This is a genomic window from Roseibium sediminicola (assembly GCF_023156505.1).
GTDB lineage: Bacteria > Pseudomonadota > Alphaproteobacteria > Rhizobiales > Stappiaceae > Roseibium > Roseibium sediminicola.
Genome location: NZ_JALNMJ010000002.1, coordinates 251,040 through 268,381, shown reverse-complemented (window position 1 = coordinate 268,381; position 17,342 = coordinate 251,040). Strand labels below are relative to the sequence as shown.

Below are 17,342 nucleotides of genomic sequence, written 5' to 3'. Positions count from 1 at the left end.
ACGACAGCCGTTTCACGGTGGATGCCGACGGTGTTGTCACTGTGGCAGACGGCGCAAGCTTTGATGCCGAGACCGAAGGCTCCATCGACATCACCGTGACGGCGACGTCCACGGATGGTTCGACCTCCACAGAGACTTTCACGATCAGCGTCTCTGATGTGAATGAAAGCGATGTCTCTACCGTCACTGACAGCGACGCTTCTGCCAACACCATCGCCGAAGACGCAACGGCCGGCACCCAGGTCGGTGTCACGGCCCTGGCGACCGACGCCGACGCCTCCGACAGCGTCTCCTATTCTGTTGACGACAGCCGTTTCACGGTGGATGCCGACGGTGTTGTCACTGTGGCAGACGGCGCAAGCTTTGATGCCGAGACCGAGGGTTCCATCGACATCACCGTGACGGCAACCTCCACGGATGGTTCGACGTCCACAGAGACTTTCACGATCAGCGTCTCTGATGTGAATGAAAGCGATGTCTCTGCCGTCACTGACAGCGACGCTTCGGCCAACACCATCGCCGAAGACGCAACGGCCGGCACCCAGGTCGGTGTCACGGCCCTGGCGACCGACGCAGACGCCACCGACGGCGTCTCCTATTCCGTCGATGACGGCCGCTTCACGGTGGACGCCGATGGCGTGGTCACAGTCGCAAGCGGTGCAAGTTTTGACGCGGAGACCGAGGGTTCCATCGATATCACCGTGACGGCGACGTCTACGGACGGTTCGACGTCCACCGAGACCTTCACGATCAGCGTCTCCGACGTAAATGAGAGCGACGTTTCAGCCGTCACCGACAGTGACACTTCAGCAAACACCATCGCCGAAGATGCCACGGCTGGCACCCAGGTCGGCGTCACCGCCCTGGCAACCGATGCCGATGCCACCGACAGTGTTTCCTACTCCGTTGACGACAACCGTTTCACGGTGGACGCCGACGGTGTTGTCACTGTGGCCGACGGCGCGTCGTTCGATGCGGAAACCGAGGGTTCCATCGACATCACCGTGACGGCAACGTCCACAGATGGGTCCACTTCGACAGAGACCTTCACCATCTCTGTTTCCGATGTCGACGAGTATGACGTTTCGGCTGTCACTGACACGGATGCAACAGCCAACGGCATTTCCGAGAACGCGGCTGAAGGCACCGGCGTCGGCATCACGGCAACCGCGCAGGACAGCGATGTCACGGACAATGTCACCTTTACTGTTTCCGACAACCGCTTCACCATCGACGAAAACGGCGAGGTCACCGTAGCAGCGGACGCCGCGTTCGATTATGAAAACGAACCGACAATCTACCTGACGGTGACAGCAACCTCGACGGACGGCTCAACGTCCCAGGAAACCTTTGAGGTTTCCGTTGCAGACGTGGCCGAGGCCTACCAGATGGAGGCCGGTCAGACGACCTTCACCGATACAGGTGTTGCAGAAACCTCCATCACCGGCAATGACAGCGCAGACACCATCACCGCGCATGATGACGGTAGCACGATCTATAGCGGCGCCGGCGACGACACGGTGTACGGCGGCGCGGGCGACGACCGGATCCTCTATGGCGAAGGCGCCGATGTCGTTTATGGCGGCGGTGGCAACGACTTCATCGACGACGAGATCGGTTCACAGCCGAGCACCGACAATAACTATCTCGATGGCGGGGCCGGAAATGACACCATCTACGGTGGTGGCGGCGACGATACTTTGATCGGCGGCGAAGGCGACGACATGCTGGCCGGCGAAAACGACGACGACGCACTGGACGGCGGCGCCGGCGCGGATTCGCTTTATGGCGGCTCCGGCAACGACACGCTCGAAGGCGGTGCCGGCAATGACTATCTGGACGGCGGTAGCGGCACCGACACGGCGGTCTATTCCGGCGATCGCTCTGACTATTCCATCACCGAAAATGGCGACGGTTCCTACACGGTGGTCGACCAGCGCGACGGCTCTCCGGAAGGCACCGACACGGTCTATAATGTCGAAAACTTCCGTTTTGCCGACGGCGATGTTCTTGCAGGCGATTTGATCGCGGAAGATGTAAGTGCGGTAACGGATACGGATGGGACAACCAATTCGATCGCCGAAGATGCGTCTGCCGGAACAACGGTTGGCGTGACCGCCTTTGCCGAAGACGGAAACACATCCGACAGCGTCTCCTATTCGGTCAATGACAACCGGTTCACGGTTGATGACAACGGCGTTGTCACTGTGGCCTCCGGCGCAAGCTTTGACGCGGAGACCGAAGGATCCATCGACATCACCGTGACGGCAACCTCCACGGACGGTTCGTCCTCATCCGAAACCTTCACGATCTCGGTCTCCGATGTCGATGAATATGACGTGTCCGCGGTCACCGATTCCGACGGATCCAGCAATTCGGTTGTCGAAAGCGCATCCGCCGGCACTAGTGTCGGTGTGGTTGCTCAGGCAAGTGACGCGGATGTGACGGATACGGTCAGTTACACAGTTGACGACAACCGCTTTACCGTCGACGCCGACGGCACCGTGCGGGTCGCATCCGGCGCAAGCTTCGATTACGAGTCCGAACCGGAGATCACGATCACCGTCACGGCAACGTCGACGGATGGCTCGAATTCGACAGAAAGCTTCACGATCGATGTGGCGGACGCCGCTGAGGGTCTTCAATTGGGCGATGGCGGCGTCACATTCACCGATACGGGCGTTTCCGAAAATTCCATCACCGGCGGCACAGGCGACGACACCATCACTGCGCATGACGATGGCGGCAATCTCTCCGGCGGCGACGGCAATGACACCTTGACTGGCGGCGACGGCGCAGACCTGCTTCAGGGTGGAGCAGGCGACGACACCATGCATTTGTCAGACAGCGGCACATGGTCCGGTTATGTTGCCCAGAATACGGAAACGGGCGACACTGTTTCCCTGACGGGACGCACGAGCAACTCGGACGTGTTCAAGGGTGGCGAAGGCAACGACACGCTGGTCGGCACCGATCAATCAGACGCCATCTTCCTGCATGACAATTTCTCCGACATGCACGAAGACGCCTCCGGACCGCGCCTGGAAAGCATTGAAAATGTCAATCTGGGTGCCGGCGACGACATCCTGGACATGACCAGCAATACCTACACCTACGACACCGACATGACTGTAGACGGCGGCACAGGCAACGACGTCATCTGGACCGGCGACGGCGATGACACAATTTCCGGCGGCGAAGGCAATGACAGTCTCTTCGGCGGCGCAGGCAACGACACGATCGACGGCGGCACCGGTACGGACACGGCAATCTATTCAGGCAACTGGGAAGACTATGACATCGTCGAGAACGTCGATGGCAGCTACACGGTAACCGATCTGCGCGACGGCGCGCCGGACGGTGTGGATACCGTCTCCAATGTCGAGAACTTCCGCTTTGCCGATGGCGATGTTGCCGCCGAGAACCTGATCGAATACGACATCGGCGCGGTGACGGACAGCGATGGTTCCGCCAACACCATCCATGAAACCGATGGTGCGGGCACACAGGTCGGCATCACCGCGTCGGCAACCGATCCGGATGGGGACGCTGTTACCTACTCCCTGAACGACGACCGGTTCGAGATCGACGCCGACGGTGTCGTGACCATCGCGGATCACGCCTTCTTCGACAGCCAGGTGGAAAGCTCCATCGACCTGGTGGTCACCGCGACCTCCGCAGACGGTTCCGAAAGCTCCGAAACCTTCAGCGTCTCGGTCGATGGCACCTATGACAGCACCTTCACCGGCGGAACCGGCAGCGGCACGTTCAGCGCGTCCGATCAGTCCTATTACGTCGACGGTGTCGGCGGCAGCGACAATATTTCCACCGGCGACTACAACGACCGCATCGAAGGTGGGAGCTATGATGCCGGCAGTGACAACATCTCCGGCGGCGGCGGGCGCGACCTGTTGTTCGGTGAAGGTGGCGCGGACAATATCTATGGCGGCAGCGGTGACGACGTCATTATCGGTGGCACCGGAGATGACAGCCTGTCCGGTGGCGATGGCTCCGACCTCTTCATGTACGGTCTGGGCGATGGCAGCGATACGATCAGCGGCGGCGCCGGCGCGGCCTGGACCGATGTCATCGATCTTGGCGGCGGCCCGGGGATCACCTCGGCCGGCGAATATGGCACCGACTGGACCGTGACCATTACCAACGGCACGATCGAGAACACCGATATGGATGCTGGCCGGATGGAACTGTCCCAGGATGCGGACGGCTATATCGACTTCGCCGATGGCAGCCGGGTCAACTTCACCGATATCGAGGAAATCCGCTGGTAGCTGATGTCACCGGACAGCGGTGACTGACAAAGGGCCCCTCCGGAAACGGCGGGGCCTTTTTACCGCATGCGGAAACTGGAAGTTGACGTGTTCCGGCTTTGCCGTCAGCGCTCGCTGAGGGGATCACCTATGGCGCGGGTCACCGGTTTCAGCATGTATTGCAGAACGGATTTGGACCCGGTCACGATTTTGGCGTCCACGACCATACCGGGCGAGATCGTTTCCTGGGCGGCGCCCTGCCCGATGGTGTTCGATGCCAGCGGAATGGTCGCCTTGAAATAATAATTGCCGTATTCGTCCCGGAAGCTTGACGCGGAGATGACGGAGACTTCACCCTTCAGCGTGCCTTCGATATTGGGGTCGAAGGTTGTTACCGCGATCTCCGCCTCATCGCCGACTTCGACGTGACCGATATCGCGCGGAGACACCCTGACTTCCGCGACCAGGTCGCTGTCGCTCGGCACGACTTCCGCCACCACGTCACCCGGCGCCAGCACACTGCCTGCGCCTTTCAGGTAAAGCGCCTTGATATGGCCGCCTATTGGCGCGCGAACGAACAGGCGATCATAGCGGTCAAGCTGTTTTTCGGCCTCGAAAGCGAGCTCACTGCGTTCCTGCACGACGCGGCTGCGTTCTTCGGCAAGCTCCTCCTGAGCCACCGCGACGGATCGGTCGAAGCTTGCTTCCGCTTCGGTCAGCTGGGCTTGGGCCCGGCCGCGAAACCCGATTAATTCGCTCAACTGGCTTTGCGCGTTTTGCAGAGAAGACTTTGCGTCCAGAAACCGCCGCTTGGATGTGTATCCCTGATCATAAAGCGATTGCTGGATGTTGAATTTTTCCTGCTCGATCTCGACCTGGGTTTCCTGCAGAGCGATCCGCTCAACAATACTCGTCAGTTCGGCCTGTTTCTCGCTGATCCGGGCCTTAAGCGCCTGTTGTTCTTTTGCCAGCGCCGTGCGCTGCGCATCGAAAGCGGCCTGTTGGGCTTCGCTGAAGTCGGCACCACCGCTCAAACGAAGACCGTTCGGATCAGCGGACGGCGTTCTGCTGCCGGCCAGGCGCTGTTCTTCCGTTGCCAGAAATTTCAGGCGAGTCTGAACCCGTTCAAGATCGCTCGAAGTTGCCGTTTCCTGCAGCCGGACCAAGGGTGTGCCTTTTTCCACCAGCTGGCCTTCCTGAACCAGCACTTCGGCAACGATGCCGCCCTCCAGATGGCCGACCGTCTGGACCTTGCCCGCAGGCACGATCTCGCCTGTCGCGTTCGCCACTTCACGCACCTGCCCGAAGGCCGCCCAGGTCAGGAAAGCCGCCGCGCTGAGGGACAAAACCTGCAGAACCCGACGGTATGCGACGGGAGGCGGGCCCTCTTCCAATTCGAGAGGAACATCGAGAGAAAAATTCTCATTGGTGGAATTACGAATGAACATTGTGCCCTGACGCTGGCCTTACTCGGGCTAAATATCGGCGATTAAAGTAAATATCCGCTGAATCAATGTCCCGTTTCAGCGTCCGTGTTATCCCTAATGACAGGAAACAGCGGTTCATGGCCGGATGCCTGCCCGATGCAACGCGGCCCGCACCCGCAATTGGCCAAATCTGTCTTTGACCGGAACCCTTTGGCGTGCATTAATGTCACAACTTTTGTGGTGAATTTACAAAAAGCGTGATGCTTTGGGAGGGGCGCATGGCGGATGCCGACACCGTACTCGCAGACCAGCGGGACGGTTATCTGATGATAACACTGAATCGGCCTGACAGGCTCAATGCCTTCAATGAGACCATGCACCTGGCCTTACGGGAACAGCTAAACCGGGCGTCGGCCGCGTCCGAAATCCGGGCGGTGCTCCTGACCGGTGCAGGACGGGCCTTTTGCGCCGGTCAGGATCTCTCTGACCGGGATATGCGCGGAGGAGCCGAAGCGCCAGATCTCGGCGTGACGCTCGAAACCCTCTACAATCCGCTCGTGCGGCAGATCCGTGCGCTGAAAAAGCCGGTGATCTGCGCCGTAAATGGCGTTGCCGCCGGTGCCGGTGCCAATCTCGCACTTGCCTGTGACATTGTGTTCGCCGCCCAATCGGCACGGTTCATCCAGGCATTCTCCAAGATCGGCCTCGTACCGGATTCCGGCGGCACCTGGCTGTTGCCGCGCCTGATTGGGGAAGCCCGTGCCAAGGCGCTCTCCATGACCGGAGAACCCTTGCAGGCGGAAACCGCGGCATCCTGGGGTCTGATCTGGAAAGCGGTTGCAGATGAAGATCTTATGGCGGAATCCGGCAAGCTCGCGGCGCAGCTTGCAGCGGGAGCAACCAAGGGTCTTGCCCTCACCAAGCAGCTTATCCAGGAGGCTGCGGATCAACCTCTCGACCAGCACCTGGATGCCGAACGGGATGCTCAGCGTGAGGCTGGCCGGAGCGACGACTATCGTGAAGGCGTGACCGCCTTTCTCGAAAAGCGCCCTGCCCGGTTTTCGGGAGCCTGACATGTCCATAAGCCCCGACGAACTCGCCAAGGCCTGCGCGGAGCGCATGTGGTCGCAGGACACAGCCACCCAGCATCTCGACATGCAACTGTCCGAGGTCCGCGCCGGTCACTCGGTCATGTCCATGACGGTCACCAAGGCCATGACAAATGGCCACGGCATCTGCCATGGCGGCTATATTTTCACACTGGCCGACAGCGCCTTCGCATTCGCCTGCAACACCTACAACAACGTCACGGTTGCCCAGCAGTGCAACATCACCTTCCTCGCACCGGCCCACCTGGACGACCGGCTGACCGCGACGGCCAGGGAACTCAGCCGGACGGGCCGCTCCGGGCTCTATGACGTGACGGTCCAAAACCAGAACGGCGTCCTTATTGCCGAATTCAGAGGAAATTCCAGAACGACAAAAGGCACGATTCTGCCGGAATAATGGTGGGGACCGAAAGGCCCCAAGGGAGGAAACAATGGAAAATCTGGCTCCGCTTCCCGGAGATCTTGAGCCGATCGAAACCGCCAGCCGGGACGAAATATCGGCGCTGCAGCTGGACCGGCTGAGATGGTCGCTTGCCCATGCTTATGAAAACGTTCCGTTCTTCAAGAAGCAATTCGACGACAAGGGCGTACACCCGACCGACCTCAAGACCCTCTCCGACCTGTCGAAATTTCCGTTCACGAAAAAGAGCGACCTCAGGGATCACTATCCCTTCGGTCTCTTTGCCGTGCCGCGCGACAAGATCGTGCGCATCCATGCCTCCTCCGGCACGACCGGCAAGCCGACCGTGGTCGGTTACACCGCCAACGACATCGACATGTGGGCGCATCTGGTTGCCCGCTCGATCCGCGCCTCCGGCGGCCGGCCCGGTGACATCATCCATGTTGCCTATGGCTACGGCCTTTTCACCGGCGGCCTTGGCGCTCACTACGGTGCGGAAAAGATGGGCTGCACGGTTGTGCCGGTCTCCGGCGGCATGACCGAACGGCAGGTGACCCTGATCCAGGACTTCAAGCCGCGGATCATCATGGTGACACCATCCTACCTGCTCTCCATCCTCGACGAGTTCCGCCGCCAGGGCATCGATCCCCGCGAGACCTCTTTGGCCACCGGTATCTTCGGGGCGGAACCGTGGACCAATGCCATGCGCCAGGAAATCGAACAGGCTTTCGACATGCATGCAGTCGACATTTACGGACTGTCGGAAGTGCTCGGCCCCGGGGTTGCCAATGAATGCGTGGAGACCAAGGACGGCCTGCATATCTGGGAAGACCATTTCTATCCGGAGATTATCGATCCGCAGACCGGCGAGGTTCTGCCCGACGGCGAGATCGGCGAGCTGGTGTTCACCACGCTCACCAAGGAAGGCCTGCCGATGGTCCGTTACCGCACCCGCGATCTGACGAGGCTCATGCCCGGCACAGCGCGCAGCATGCGGCGGATGGAAAAGATCACCGGCCGCTCTGACGACATGATCATCCTGCGGGGCGTCAACGTGTTTCCGACCCAGATCGAGGAACAGATCCTGAAATGCGAGGGCCTGTCACCGCACTTCCAGATCGAACTGGCCAAGAAGGACCGGCTGGACGTCATGACCATCCATGTCGAGGCCCTGCCCACAGCTGCGTCATTGGAGGCTCGCCAGGCCTCGGCTAAAGAACTCGCCCATCACATCAAGAGCGTCGTCGGGGTTTCCTCGCTCATCGATGTCACCGAACCGGGCCAGGTGGAGCGCTCCGCCGGCAAGGCCAAACGCGTGGTCGACAACCGGTCACAGCGATGAGCAAACCACTGGCGGGACGTTGCCGAAACGTCCCGCCCTCCACACCTACCCAACCATCGTCATTCCGGACGCTGTGCAGCGAAATTCGGGACCGGAGAGCTCCGTCATTCTGACGTGTTTTCAGACCTAAACAGAGTTTGGGCTCCCCGATCCCGGCTCGCGCTTTGCTTGGCCGGGATGACGATGGTTGGGTTCCGCTGGAATTCATTTCTACTGTCGGCCACCCCAGACACGGTGGCGTGGCCTGAAAGCACCGTCTACGCGCCTTGTTGCGGCCAGTCCTTCGCCACCAGGGTCAGCACATCATATTGAGCCACAGGTTCGTCTTTCTGGTTGGTCACCAGGCAATCCCAGCGCACTTCGCCGTAATCGGCGGTAATGCGGGGCGAGATTTCCTTTGCCGTCAGCTGGACTTTCAGCGCGTCGCCCGCATTGACCGGTGTCAGGAAACGCAGATTGTCGACGCCGTAATTCGCGAGCACCGGCCCCTCGTCCGGGTCGACAAAGAGGCCGGCCGCAAATGAGACAATCAGGTAGCCATGGGCGACCCGCCCCTCGAAAAACGGGTTCCGTTCCGCAGCCGCCTGATCCATGTGGGCATAGAATGTGTCGCCGGTAAATTCGGCGAAATGCTCGATATCTTCCAGGGAAACGGTGCGCGATTTCGTCACCAGCCGGTCGCCGATCTTCAGCTCCGCCAAAGACTTGCGGAACGGATGGCGGCTGTCCTCCTGGCCCGGGGCCCCGGCAATCCAGCGGCCTGTGACAGCGCCGAGCAGGCGCGGCGTGCCCTGGACGGCGGTGCGCTGCATGTAGTGCTTGATTGAACGCAGTCCGCCGAGTTCCTCGCCGCCGCCGGCGCGGCCCGGACCGCCATGGACCAGCATCGGCAACGGCGAGCCGTGCCCCGTGGAGGATTTGGCGCTCTGCCGATTGCCGATCAGGATACGCCCGTGGAACGGCGCCATGCCAAGCACGGCTTCTTCTGCAACCTCAGGATCGTTGGTGAAGACGGAGGCGACCAGCGAGCCCTTGCCCTTATGGGTCAGCTCGACGGCTTCCTCGACCGTGTCATAGGGCATCAGGGTCGCCACAGGACCAAAGGCCTCCACGGCATGGACCGCCTCTGCTTTCAGCGGGTCATTGCAATGAAGCAGAACGGGGCTTGCAAATGCTCCTTCAGCTGACACCTCGCCCGAAGGCATCAAGACAATCTCGGCCTCGCGTCTAAGATCCCCGATACGTGCATGCACTTCGTCGACCTGGCCCCTGGACGCCAACGGTCCCATCGTGACAGCGTCGTCGCGCGGATCGCCGATAACCGCCTTGCCGAGCCGCTGCTTCAAGGCTTCAGCGACCCCCTCGGCGGTTTTTCGCGGCACGATCACGCGGCGGACGGCGGTGCATTTCTGTCCCGCCTTGACGGTCATCTCGCGGGCAACTTCCTTGACGAAGAGGTCGAACTCCGGGTCTTCCGGTGTAACGTCCGGCCCCAGAACGGCGGCGTTCAGGCTGTCCGCTTCCATGGAAAAGCGGGTCGAGTTCTGAACGATCGCCTTGTTCTGGCGCAGCATCTGGCCGGTCGCCGCCGAGCCGGTAAAGGTGACCACGTCCTGTCCGGTGACATTGTCGACGAGATCGCCGGCTGAACCGCACAGAAGCTGCAGCGCGCCTTCCGGCAGGATGCCGGTTGCCAGGATGTGCCGGACCATCAGCTCGGTGAGATAGGCGGTCTGGCTGGCGGGCTTCACCAAGCACGGCACGCCCGCGATCAAGGCGGGCGCGATCTTTTCCAGCATGCCCCAGCACGGGAAATTGAAGGCGTTGATATGAATGGCAATTCCACGCAAGGGCGTCAGCACGTGCTGGCCGGAAAAACTGTTGTCGCGCGACAGAGGTTCCACGGCGCCTTCAACAAAGACCTTTGTGTTCGGCATTTCCCGGCGTGCCTTGGAGGAATAGGCGAACATCGTGCCGATGCCGCCCTCGATATCGATCCAGCCATCCTTGCGGGTCGCTCCGGTGGCAAAGCTCTCCTGGTAGAAGATTTCCTTCTTGTCCATCAGAGCCTGGGCGAGCGTTTTCAGCATCAGCGCGCGCTCGTGATAGGTCATCTTGCGCAGGGCAGCCCCGCCTGTTGCACGCCCCCATTCGAGCGCCTCAGCCAGATCCAGACCAGAGGCGTCGATGGTGGCGACCGGCGCGCCGGTCGAGGCGTCCAGGAGAGGCTTCCCCTCGCCCTTGCCGGGACGCCAGCTGCCAGCCAGATAGCTTTCCAGAACGCGGGTTTTCTGCGGATGAACAGTCATGAATTGGCTCTCGACTTGGGGATCAGGCGTCGTAGGTGACGACGAGACGTTTGCTCAAGGGACGCGATTGGCAGGTGAGCACATAACCGTCGCGGATCTCGTCATCTTCAAGGGCATGATTGGCGGCCATCTCGACCTCGCCTTCCAATACCTTGCCGCGGCAGGTGGAACAGACTCCGGCGCAACAGGAATACGGCGCGTCTATGTTGTTACGGTGGGCCGCCTCCAGAATTGTCTCACCCGGCTCCATATGAATCTCCCGAGTCATCCCATCGATGGTCAGCTTCAGGTCGGCGTCCTTGGCGCTGCCGTCAATGACTTCGGGGCGTAGTTTCGGCGGCAGCCGGCCCGGCTGGTCGGATTTGAACAGTTCCTGCTTGATCTTGTCCGCGTCGACGCCGCGCGCCTCCAGGCTGGCACGCACCGTCTCCATCATGCCATGGGGACCGCAGAGAAAGGCCAGATCAATGTCCTGCGGGTCGATCAGACTGTCGAACAGATCGGCAAGCTTCTCCTCGTCGATGCGCCCGGAAAAGAGTTCCGTATCCTGGGCATCGCTTTTCAGGATGTGAATCACCTGCAGACGGCCGAGATAGCGGTTCTTCAGGTCTTCCAGTTCCTCGCGGAACATGATCGAGGAGATCTGCCGGTTGGCGTAGACCAGAGTGAACTGGGACCGCGGCTCCCGTGCCAGGACGGTCTTCAGGATCGACAGGATCGGCGTGATGCCGGACCCGCCGGCAAAACCCACATAGAACCGGGCTTCGTCAGGTGCCAGCGGGGCGTTGAAACTGCCACGCGGCGGCATCGCCTCGACCGTGTCGCCGACCGACAGGCTTTCATAAGCCCAGCAGGAAAAGGCGCCGCCATCGACACGCTTGATACCCACCTTCAAGGCGCCGTCTTCCGTGCCTGCGCAGATCGAATAGCAGCGGCGCACCTCGTGCCCTTCGAATTCGCGCCTGAAGGTCAGATACTGCCCCTGCTCGAAGCGAAAGATGTCCGCCTCATCCGATTGCGGCTGCAGGGTCACGACGACCGAGTCCCGTGTATCCGGCGAAACGCCGGTCACCGTCAGGGCGTGAAACCGTGACATCCATTCCTCCCAAGTGCTGTGTCAGTCGCCGTCAATGGCATTTGAAATAGTCGAATGGCTCCAGGCAGGACCGGCAGCGATAGGCCGCCTTGCAGGGCGTGGAGCCGAACTGGCTGATCTTTTCGGTGTTTTCGGAGCCGCAGCGCGGACAGGCAACCACCAGACTGTCACCGCCGGTCAGGCGCGCAATGCGGCCGCCGGAGGCTGGAGCAGAACCACTCTGGCCCACAGGCGGCGCAATGCCATATTTCCGCAGCTTCTCGCGGCCCGTCTCGCTCAGCCAATCCGTTGTCCAGGGCGGGCTGAGCTGTTGTTCGAGGCGCAGCTTGTCGATGCCGCACTGGCGCAGCTTGGTCTCGATGTCCAGATTGATCACGGCGGTGGCCGGACAGCCGGAATAGGTCGGAGTCACCGTGACCACCAGCGTCTCGTCCTGCCAGTGCACGTCCCGGATCACCCCGAGATCGGTTAGCGACAGAACCGGGATTTCCGGATCCGGGATGTCGGCCAGCCATTTCCAGACCGTGTCCGTTGGAACTGCCATCGTGTCACCAGGTCGCGCCGGGATAAGCGCGCTGTAGAAACTGCATCTCGGCCAGAAGATGACCCAGATGTTCCGAATGACGCCCGGTCAGACCACCCAAATGGGCAAACGCGCTGTCCGGCGCCGTCAGCGTAGCTTCAGCCAGCACCTCATCGACGGTCTTCTGCCATTCGGACTTGAGCGAAGCCGGGTCCGGCGCGAGACCGGCGTCCGACATGGCCTGGTCGATCTCGTCAGACGTGAACAGTTCCCCGGTATAGGACCAGAGCTGATCGAGTGCGTCCTGCATGCGGCGGTGGCTTTCCGGCGTGCCGTCGCCAAGGCGGATCACCAGATCGGCGGACCGGTCCAGATGATAGGCCGCTTCCTTGCCGGCTTTGGCCGCGATCGCGGCAATGCGCGGATCGGCCGAGGTTTCGAGTTCCTTCAACTGCAACACCTGGAACGTGTCGATCAGGAACTGGCGCATCAGCGTCTTGCCGAAATCGCCGTTGGGCTGTTCGGCCAGGAGCACATTGCGGAAGTCCCAGGCATCGCGCAGATAGGCGAGCTCGTTCTCGCCCCGGCCCTTGCCTTCGACCTCACCGGCAAGGCTCAGCCACATGCGCGCCTGCCCGATCAGATCGAGCGCGACATTCGCCAGCGCGATATCTTCTTCCAGGACCGGGGAATGGCCGCACCATTCGGACACGCGATGCCCGAGAACCAGCACGGTATCACCGCGGCGCAGCAGCCACTCGAACAGAATATCGCTCGCGATCTTATCGTTTGAGCCACCCATCACATTTTCCCGACATCTTCTGGAATGTCATAGAAGCTCGGATGCCGGTAGATCTTGTCCATGCTTGGTTCGAACAGGCTGTCCTTGGCGCCCGGATCCGACGCGGAAATCTGAGCAGACGGCACCACCCAGATCGAAACACCTTCCTTGCGGCGGGTATAGACGTCGCGGGCGTTCTTGATCGCCATTTCGGCATCAGGCGCATGCAGCGAGCCGACATGGCGATGGTTCAGGCCATGCTGTCCCCGGATGAAGACCTCCCAGAGGGGCCATTCCTTTTTCATGGGTTTTCCTTTCAGAAAATTACGCCGCCGAACCCGAGCATCGCGCGGAGCGCCACAGATTGGCGTCCGGAACATGGTCCCAGCCGAAAGCCTGGTCGCTCGATCCTTCCGCGTTGTACTGATCCAGCTTCCGCCAGGCTTCCTCGAGGGACGGTTCGTGGCCGATCGCAACCGGCCACATGACAAAATGCATCTTGTCCATGACCTCGAACCATTCGGCGCGGCGGTCATAAAAGCGCTTGTGAACCGTCTTGAACACAAAGCTTTCGAGCGAAGTCACGTCGCGCCAAACAGAGAGGTTCGGGATCACCATCGGGTCGGCTTCCCGCGTCATTGCGACGGAGGAACCGGCCTCATCCTTCAAGCGCCAGACAAAACCGTCTCTGCGTTCGGCGGCCGCATTCACCCTATTGAGATTGTTGACGAAATCGGCAATCCGCGGATCGTTGATGTCGTGCTTGAGCCGGGCGACATTCAGTTCGGCAATGTGAAAACCGGTCATGGACGCCTTACTCCGCAGCCTGTCGGGCAGCTGCCCGCTTGTCGGCATGGGCCATCAGGCCGTCGCGCACCCAGGCACCGTCCTCCCAGGCCTTGACCCGGGCATCCATGCGCTCGCGGTTGCAAGGGCCGTTGCCCTTCAGGACCTCGAAGAATTCGCTCCAGTCCGGCTCGGAGAAATCAAAGCCGCCCTTGTCCTCGTTCCATGTGAGGTGTTCGTCCGGAATGCTCAGCCCGAGATACTCGGCCTGCGGCACCGTCTGATCGACGAATTTCTGACGCAGCTCGTCATTGGTGTTGATCTTGATCTTCCAGGCCATGGACTGGGCCGAATGGACCGAATCCTTGTCAGAGGGACCGAACATCATCAGCGACGGGTACCAGAACCGGTTCAGCGCATCCTGCGCCATGCGCCGCTGCGCTTCGGTGCCCTTGGCCATCTTCATCATGATGTCGAAGCCCTGGCGCTGGTGGAAGCTTTCTTCCTTGCATATGCGGATCATCGCACGGGAATAGGGTCCGAAGGAGGTCCGCTGAAGCGGCACCTGGTTCATGATCGCCGCGCCGTCCACGAGCCAGCCGACCGCACCGATATCGGCCCAGTTCAGTGTGGGATAGTTGAAAATGGAGGAATATTTCATCTTGCCGGCATGGAGCAACTCGATCAGCTCGTCCCGGCTGACACCAAGCGTCTCGGCCGCGCAATAGAGATACAACCCGTGACCGGCTTCGTCCTGCACCTTGGCCAGCAGGATCGCCTTGCGTTCCAGAGTCGGCGCGCGGGTGATCCAGTTGCCTTCCGGCAGCTGACCGACGATTTCGGAATGGGCATGCTGTCCTATCTGGCGGATCAGCGTCTTGCGGTAGCCGTCCGGCATCCAGTCGGTCGGCTCGATCTTCTCGCCGCGATCGATGCGTTCCTGAAACGCGCGTTCCTCCGGCGACATCTCGGAGATGTCGCGCACCTTGTCCGCGTCGGTTTTGACCATCTGGGCGTACATGACGCCTCCTCTCGTCATGTGGACTTTCCGAGAGGATAACGCACAATGCATCACAGAAGAAGACTATTTTTGATTATTTTTGTGATGCTTTTTAAGAGCACAATGCCCGTGTTGAAAAGCGCTTACTTTTCAGAGGCTTGACATAAGGGTCGCTATCCTGTCGCGCACCGCTTCCGGTGCGGTGGGCAAAGGGCCGTGCTTTGCCAGAAGATTCTGTCCGATATAGGCATCCGCCTGGTCCGACAGCCGCCGATAGAGGTCGGCGAAGAGAGATCTTGCCACGACACCTGGCCAGTTGTCCGGCAAAGCGGAGACCGGCAGCCGGGGGTCGCGCAGGCGGATTTCCCTGTACGCATGAACCAACGCCAGCCGGTACAGCAGAGCGGTCTCGGGCGCCAGCTCGTCAGTGACGCCGGACGCCATGTCCGCAAAGCGTGACACAAAGGCTGAGTAGTCCGTCGCCAACCCATCGAGCTGGAAGGCGGCTGTCACCATGCTCCGGAGCTTGCCGTCGTCCGGCTCAAGCATTTGCGCCCGAAAGGCAGTCCCCAAGACAGGGCGTCCAGGACGGTCGGATGCCGCATAGATCGATCCGCTGAGTTGCACGAACCCGTTTCGGGTCAAAACAGCCTGTTCGGCCGGATCGGTGCATAGCGTCAGGAGCCAGCCGCAGTCGCCGTCAACGGGACCGAAAAACAGGTCCGCGGCAAGGTGATATTCCTCCCGGGCCGCGGCCGTCAGACCATAATAACTGCGCCGGCCTTCCCGTTCCCCAACAAGCTGCCCCTTGGAGACAAGCCGGGAAACGGCGGTCCGGACCAGGGATTCGTTGACACCGAACCCGGCGCACAGGCTGATCAGATCGCCCATCCACAGGACACCGCCACGCGGTTCGACGATATCACCGTAGATGGTCACGATCAGCTGTGCGGCCTTGGGCGGACTGGGCACGAGAAACCGGTCGGCGGTTTTGTCTGCGCTAGAAAGCATATGGGTTTTGATCCGGTCGTTTTCTCAGGAGCTTAACCGTCCACCCGCGGCAAACCAAGGGCACGACCCGCAGCTTTTCAACAACAGCAATCTTTCTATTGCGGGCGCGGTCACTGAACGTTATACAGTTACACGTTATAAAGTTACATTGCGTTGGATAGAGACCAGAATGACCAGCCTTTCCCGTCCCTCTCAATTTCGTCGCCAGAGAAGCTGGCTGTTGGCAACGGCTGCCGGAAGCGCCCTCCTTGCGACAACCTGCGGTGCTCTCGCTGACGGCCCTTCGGTCGTCACTACGATCAAGCCGATACATTCCATTGCCGCGGCTGTGATGGAGGGTGTGGGCGAACCTTTCATTCTCATCGACGGCGCCGCCTCCCCGCATGGCTTCGCGCTCAAACCGTCCCAGGCCTTCCTGCTCCAGGGCGCGGATGTGGTTTTCTGGGTCGGGCCGGAACTGACACCGTCGCTTGCGAAACCCATCTCCTCCATGGCCACGGGCGCCACAGTTGTTGAACTGATGGAGGCGCCGGGAATTTCCCATCTTGCTCTGCGGGAAGGCGTCAATTTCGATGCCCACGATCATGGACATGACCATGGTGAGCATCACGCAGAAAACGAGCACGGTCATGATGATCATGACCACGAAGAACACACAGAACAAGACCACCATGACCACGATGAGCAAGCCGAGGCCGGCCATGATCATGACGACCATGACCACGGGAAACACGCCGAGGCCGGACACGATCATGACGGCGCCGGCGACGCGCACATCTGGCTGAATCCGGACAACGGAATTGCCATTGCAGCACAAATGGCCGCGACGCTGGCCAAGGCTGACCCCGACAACGCCGCGACTTACAAGAAGAATGCGAAGGCCTTTTCAGAGCGAATCGAGTCACTGGAGCACGAGATCAGTAACGAGCTCGAGCCGGTTTCCGGCAAAAGCTTCATCGTGTTCCATGATGCCTATCACCACTTCGAACACCACTTCGACATCGAGGCGAGCGGCGCCATCACCCTTTCCCCGGAAGCCCTTTCAAGCGCCGACCGGATTGAAAAGATCCGCCACCGGATTGAGGATCTGGGTGTGACCTGCGTTTTCCAGGAGCCTCAGTTCGAGGCCAAGCTGGTCAATGTGGTCCTGGAAGGCAGCGACGCCCGCTCCGGCACGCTTGATCCGTTGGGCACGCAGCTGGAAAACGGACCGGACCTTTATCCAAACCTGTTGAAGAACCTGTCGGCCGCTCTTACAGGCTGCCTGAAGGGCGAGAACTGACAAAGAAC

At 60.6% G+C, this 17,342-nt stretch carries 14 protein-coding genes; 5 read left to right on the top strand and 9 right to left on the bottom strand.

Annotated features, from left to right (window positions below):
- Positions 1-4,289: beta strand repeat-containing protein (locus tag M0H32_RS04230; protein ID WP_425607288.1), on the top strand; the 4,289-nt coding region annotated here is incomplete at its 5' end.
- 104 nt (positions 4,290-4,393) lie between these two features.
- On the opposite strand, the gene M0H32_RS04225 is transcribed toward M0H32_RS04230, so the two are convergent.
- A complete protein-coding gene (locus M0H32_RS04225; protein WP_282449151.1) occupies positions 4,394-5,716 on the bottom strand; it encodes an HlyD family type I secretion periplasmic adaptor subunit in 1,323 nt (440 codons plus the stop codon).
- Positions 5,717-5,973: 257 nt separating this feature from the next.
- Between M0H32_RS04225 and paaG the strand changes: the two genes are divergently transcribed.
- From paaG to paaK, 3 genes are read left to right on the top strand one after another with little or no spacing between them, the layout of a single operon-like run.
- Positions 5,974-6,768 carry a 2-(1,2-epoxy-1,2-dihydrophenyl)acetyl-CoA isomerase PaaG gene (gene paaG / locus M0H32_RS04220; RefSeq protein WP_248151076.1) on the top strand — a complete coding sequence of 265 codons (795 nt, stop codon included), beginning with the start codon at positions 5,974-5,976 and terminating at the stop codon, positions 6,766-6,768.
- A 1-nt stretch (position 6,769) separates the two neighbouring features.
- Positions 6,770-7,201 carry a hydroxyphenylacetyl-CoA thioesterase PaaI gene (paaI, locus tag M0H32_RS04215; RefSeq protein ID WP_248151065.1) on the top strand — a complete coding sequence of 144 codons (432 nt, stop codon included), beginning with the start codon at positions 6,770-6,772 and terminating at the stop codon, positions 7,199-7,201.
- Between the two features lie 34 nt (positions 7,202-7,235).
- Entirely contained in the window at positions 7,236-8,546 is a 1,311-nt protein-coding gene (gene paaK, locus M0H32_RS04210) for a phenylacetate--CoA ligase PaaK (protein ID WP_248151062.1), read from the top strand.
- 257 nt (positions 8,547-8,803) lie between these two features.
- On the opposite strand, the gene paaZ is transcribed toward paaK, so the two are convergent.
- The 8 genes from paaZ to M0H32_RS04170 all read right to left on the bottom strand — a co-directional run bounded on the left by paaZ (position 8,804) and on the right by M0H32_RS04170 (position 16,052).
- Positions 8,804-10,855 (bottom strand): phenylacetic acid degradation bifunctional protein PaaZ, encoded by a 2,052-nt coding sequence (gene paaZ, locus M0H32_RS04205; protein ID WP_248151060.1) that lies wholly within the window; start codon positions 10,853-10,855, stop codon positions 8,804-8,806.
- Positions 10,856-10,877: 22 nt separating this feature from the next.
- Positions 10,878-11,951: a 1,2-phenylacetyl-CoA epoxidase subunit PaaE gene (paaE, locus tag M0H32_RS04200; RefSeq protein WP_248151058.1), complete on the bottom strand. Its 1,074-nt coding sequence runs from the start codon at positions 11,949-11,951 to the stop codon at positions 10,878-10,880.
- A 31-nt stretch (positions 11,952-11,982) separates the two neighbouring features.
- Complete coding sequence (paaD, locus tag M0H32_RS04195) at positions 11,983-12,495, bottom strand: 1,2-phenylacetyl-CoA epoxidase subunit PaaD (protein WP_248151056.1); 513 nt, start codon at positions 12,493-12,495, stop codon at positions 11,983-11,985.
- A 4-nt stretch (positions 12,496-12,499) separates the two neighbouring features.
- Positions 12,500-13,276 carry a 1,2-phenylacetyl-CoA epoxidase subunit PaaC gene (paaC, locus tag M0H32_RS04190; protein WP_248151053.1) on the bottom strand — a complete coding sequence of 259 codons (777 nt, stop codon included), beginning with the start codon at positions 13,274-13,276 and terminating at the stop codon, positions 12,500-12,502.
- On the bottom strand, positions 13,276-13,560 hold the full coding sequence (gene paaB / locus M0H32_RS04185; RefSeq protein WP_248151048.1) for a 1,2-phenylacetyl-CoA epoxidase subunit PaaB: 285 nt from the start codon (positions 13,558-13,560) through the stop codon (positions 13,276-13,278). The genes paaC and paaB overlap by 1 nt, the downstream gene beginning before the upstream one ends.
- Positions 13,561-13,579: 19 nt before the next feature.
- Entirely contained in the window at positions 13,580-14,062 is a 483-nt protein-coding gene (locus tag M0H32_RS04180) for a DUF3291 domain-containing protein (RefSeq protein WP_248151047.1), read from the bottom strand.
- A gap of 7 nt (positions 14,063-14,069) precedes the next feature.
- Positions 14,070-15,062, bottom strand: coding sequence for a 1,2-phenylacetyl-CoA epoxidase subunit PaaA (gene paaA / locus M0H32_RS04175; RefSeq protein WP_248151757.1), 993 nt, complete (start codon positions 15,060-15,062; stop codon positions 14,070-14,072).
- Between the two features lie 129 nt (positions 15,063-15,191).
- Positions 15,192-16,052, bottom strand: a complete 861-nt coding sequence (locus M0H32_RS04170; RefSeq protein ID WP_248151045.1) for a PaaX family transcriptional regulator — start codon at positions 16,050-16,052, stop codon at positions 15,192-15,194.
- Positions 16,053-16,059: 7 nt separating this feature from the next.
- Between M0H32_RS04170 and M0H32_RS04165 the strand changes: the two genes are divergently transcribed.
- Complete coding sequence (locus M0H32_RS04165; protein WP_282449150.1) at positions 16,060-17,334, top strand: zinc ABC transporter substrate-binding protein; 1,275 nt, start codon at positions 16,060-16,062, stop codon at positions 17,332-17,334.
- Positions 17,335-17,342 lie beyond the last annotated feature (8 nt).

Bases quoted from the DNA above. Each gene is read 5' to 3' on its own strand.
- M0H32_RS04225 (WP_282449151.1), bottom strand. From the start codon at position 5,716: ATGTTCATTCGTAATTCCACCAATGAGAATTTTTCTCTCGATGTTCCT.
- paaC (WP_248151053.1), bottom strand. From the start codon at position 13,276: ATGGGTGGCTCAAACGATAAGATCGCGAGCGATATTCTGTTCGAGTGG.
- M0H32_RS04180 (WP_248151047.1), bottom strand. From the start codon at position 14,062: ATGACCGGTTTTCACATTGCCGAACTGAATGTCGCCCGGCTCAAGCAC.
- paaA (WP_248151757.1), bottom strand. From the start codon at position 15,062: ATGTACGCCCAGATGGTCAAAACCGACGCGGACAAGGTGCGCGACATC.
- paaI (WP_248151065.1), top strand. From the start codon at position 6,770: ATGTCCATAAGCCCCGACGAACTCGCCAAGGCCTGCGCGGAGCGCATG.
- paaK (WP_248151062.1), top strand. From the start codon at position 7,236: ATGGAAAATCTGGCTCCGCTTCCCGGAGATCTTGAGCCGATCGAAACC.
- paaZ (WP_248151060.1), bottom strand. From the start codon at position 10,855: ATGACTGTTCATCCGCAGAAAACCCGCGTTCTGGAAAGCTATCTGGCT.
- M0H32_RS04170 (WP_248151045.1), bottom strand. From the start codon at position 16,052: ATGCTTTCTAGCGCAGACAAAACCGCCGACCGGTTTCTCGTGCCCAGT.
- paaB (WP_248151048.1), bottom strand. From the start codon at position 13,560: ATGAAAAAGGAATGGCCCCTCTGGGAGGTCTTCATCCGGGGACAGCAT.
- paaD (WP_248151056.1), bottom strand. From the start codon at position 12,495: ATGGCAGTTCCAACGGACACGGTCTGGAAATGGCTGGCCGACATCCCG.
- paaG (WP_248151076.1), top strand. From the start codon at position 5,974: ATGGCGGATGCCGACACCGTACTCGCAGACCAGCGGGACGGTTATCTG.
- paaE (WP_248151058.1), bottom strand. From the start codon at position 11,951: ATGTCACGGTTTCACGCCCTGACGGTGACCGGCGTTTCGCCGGATACA.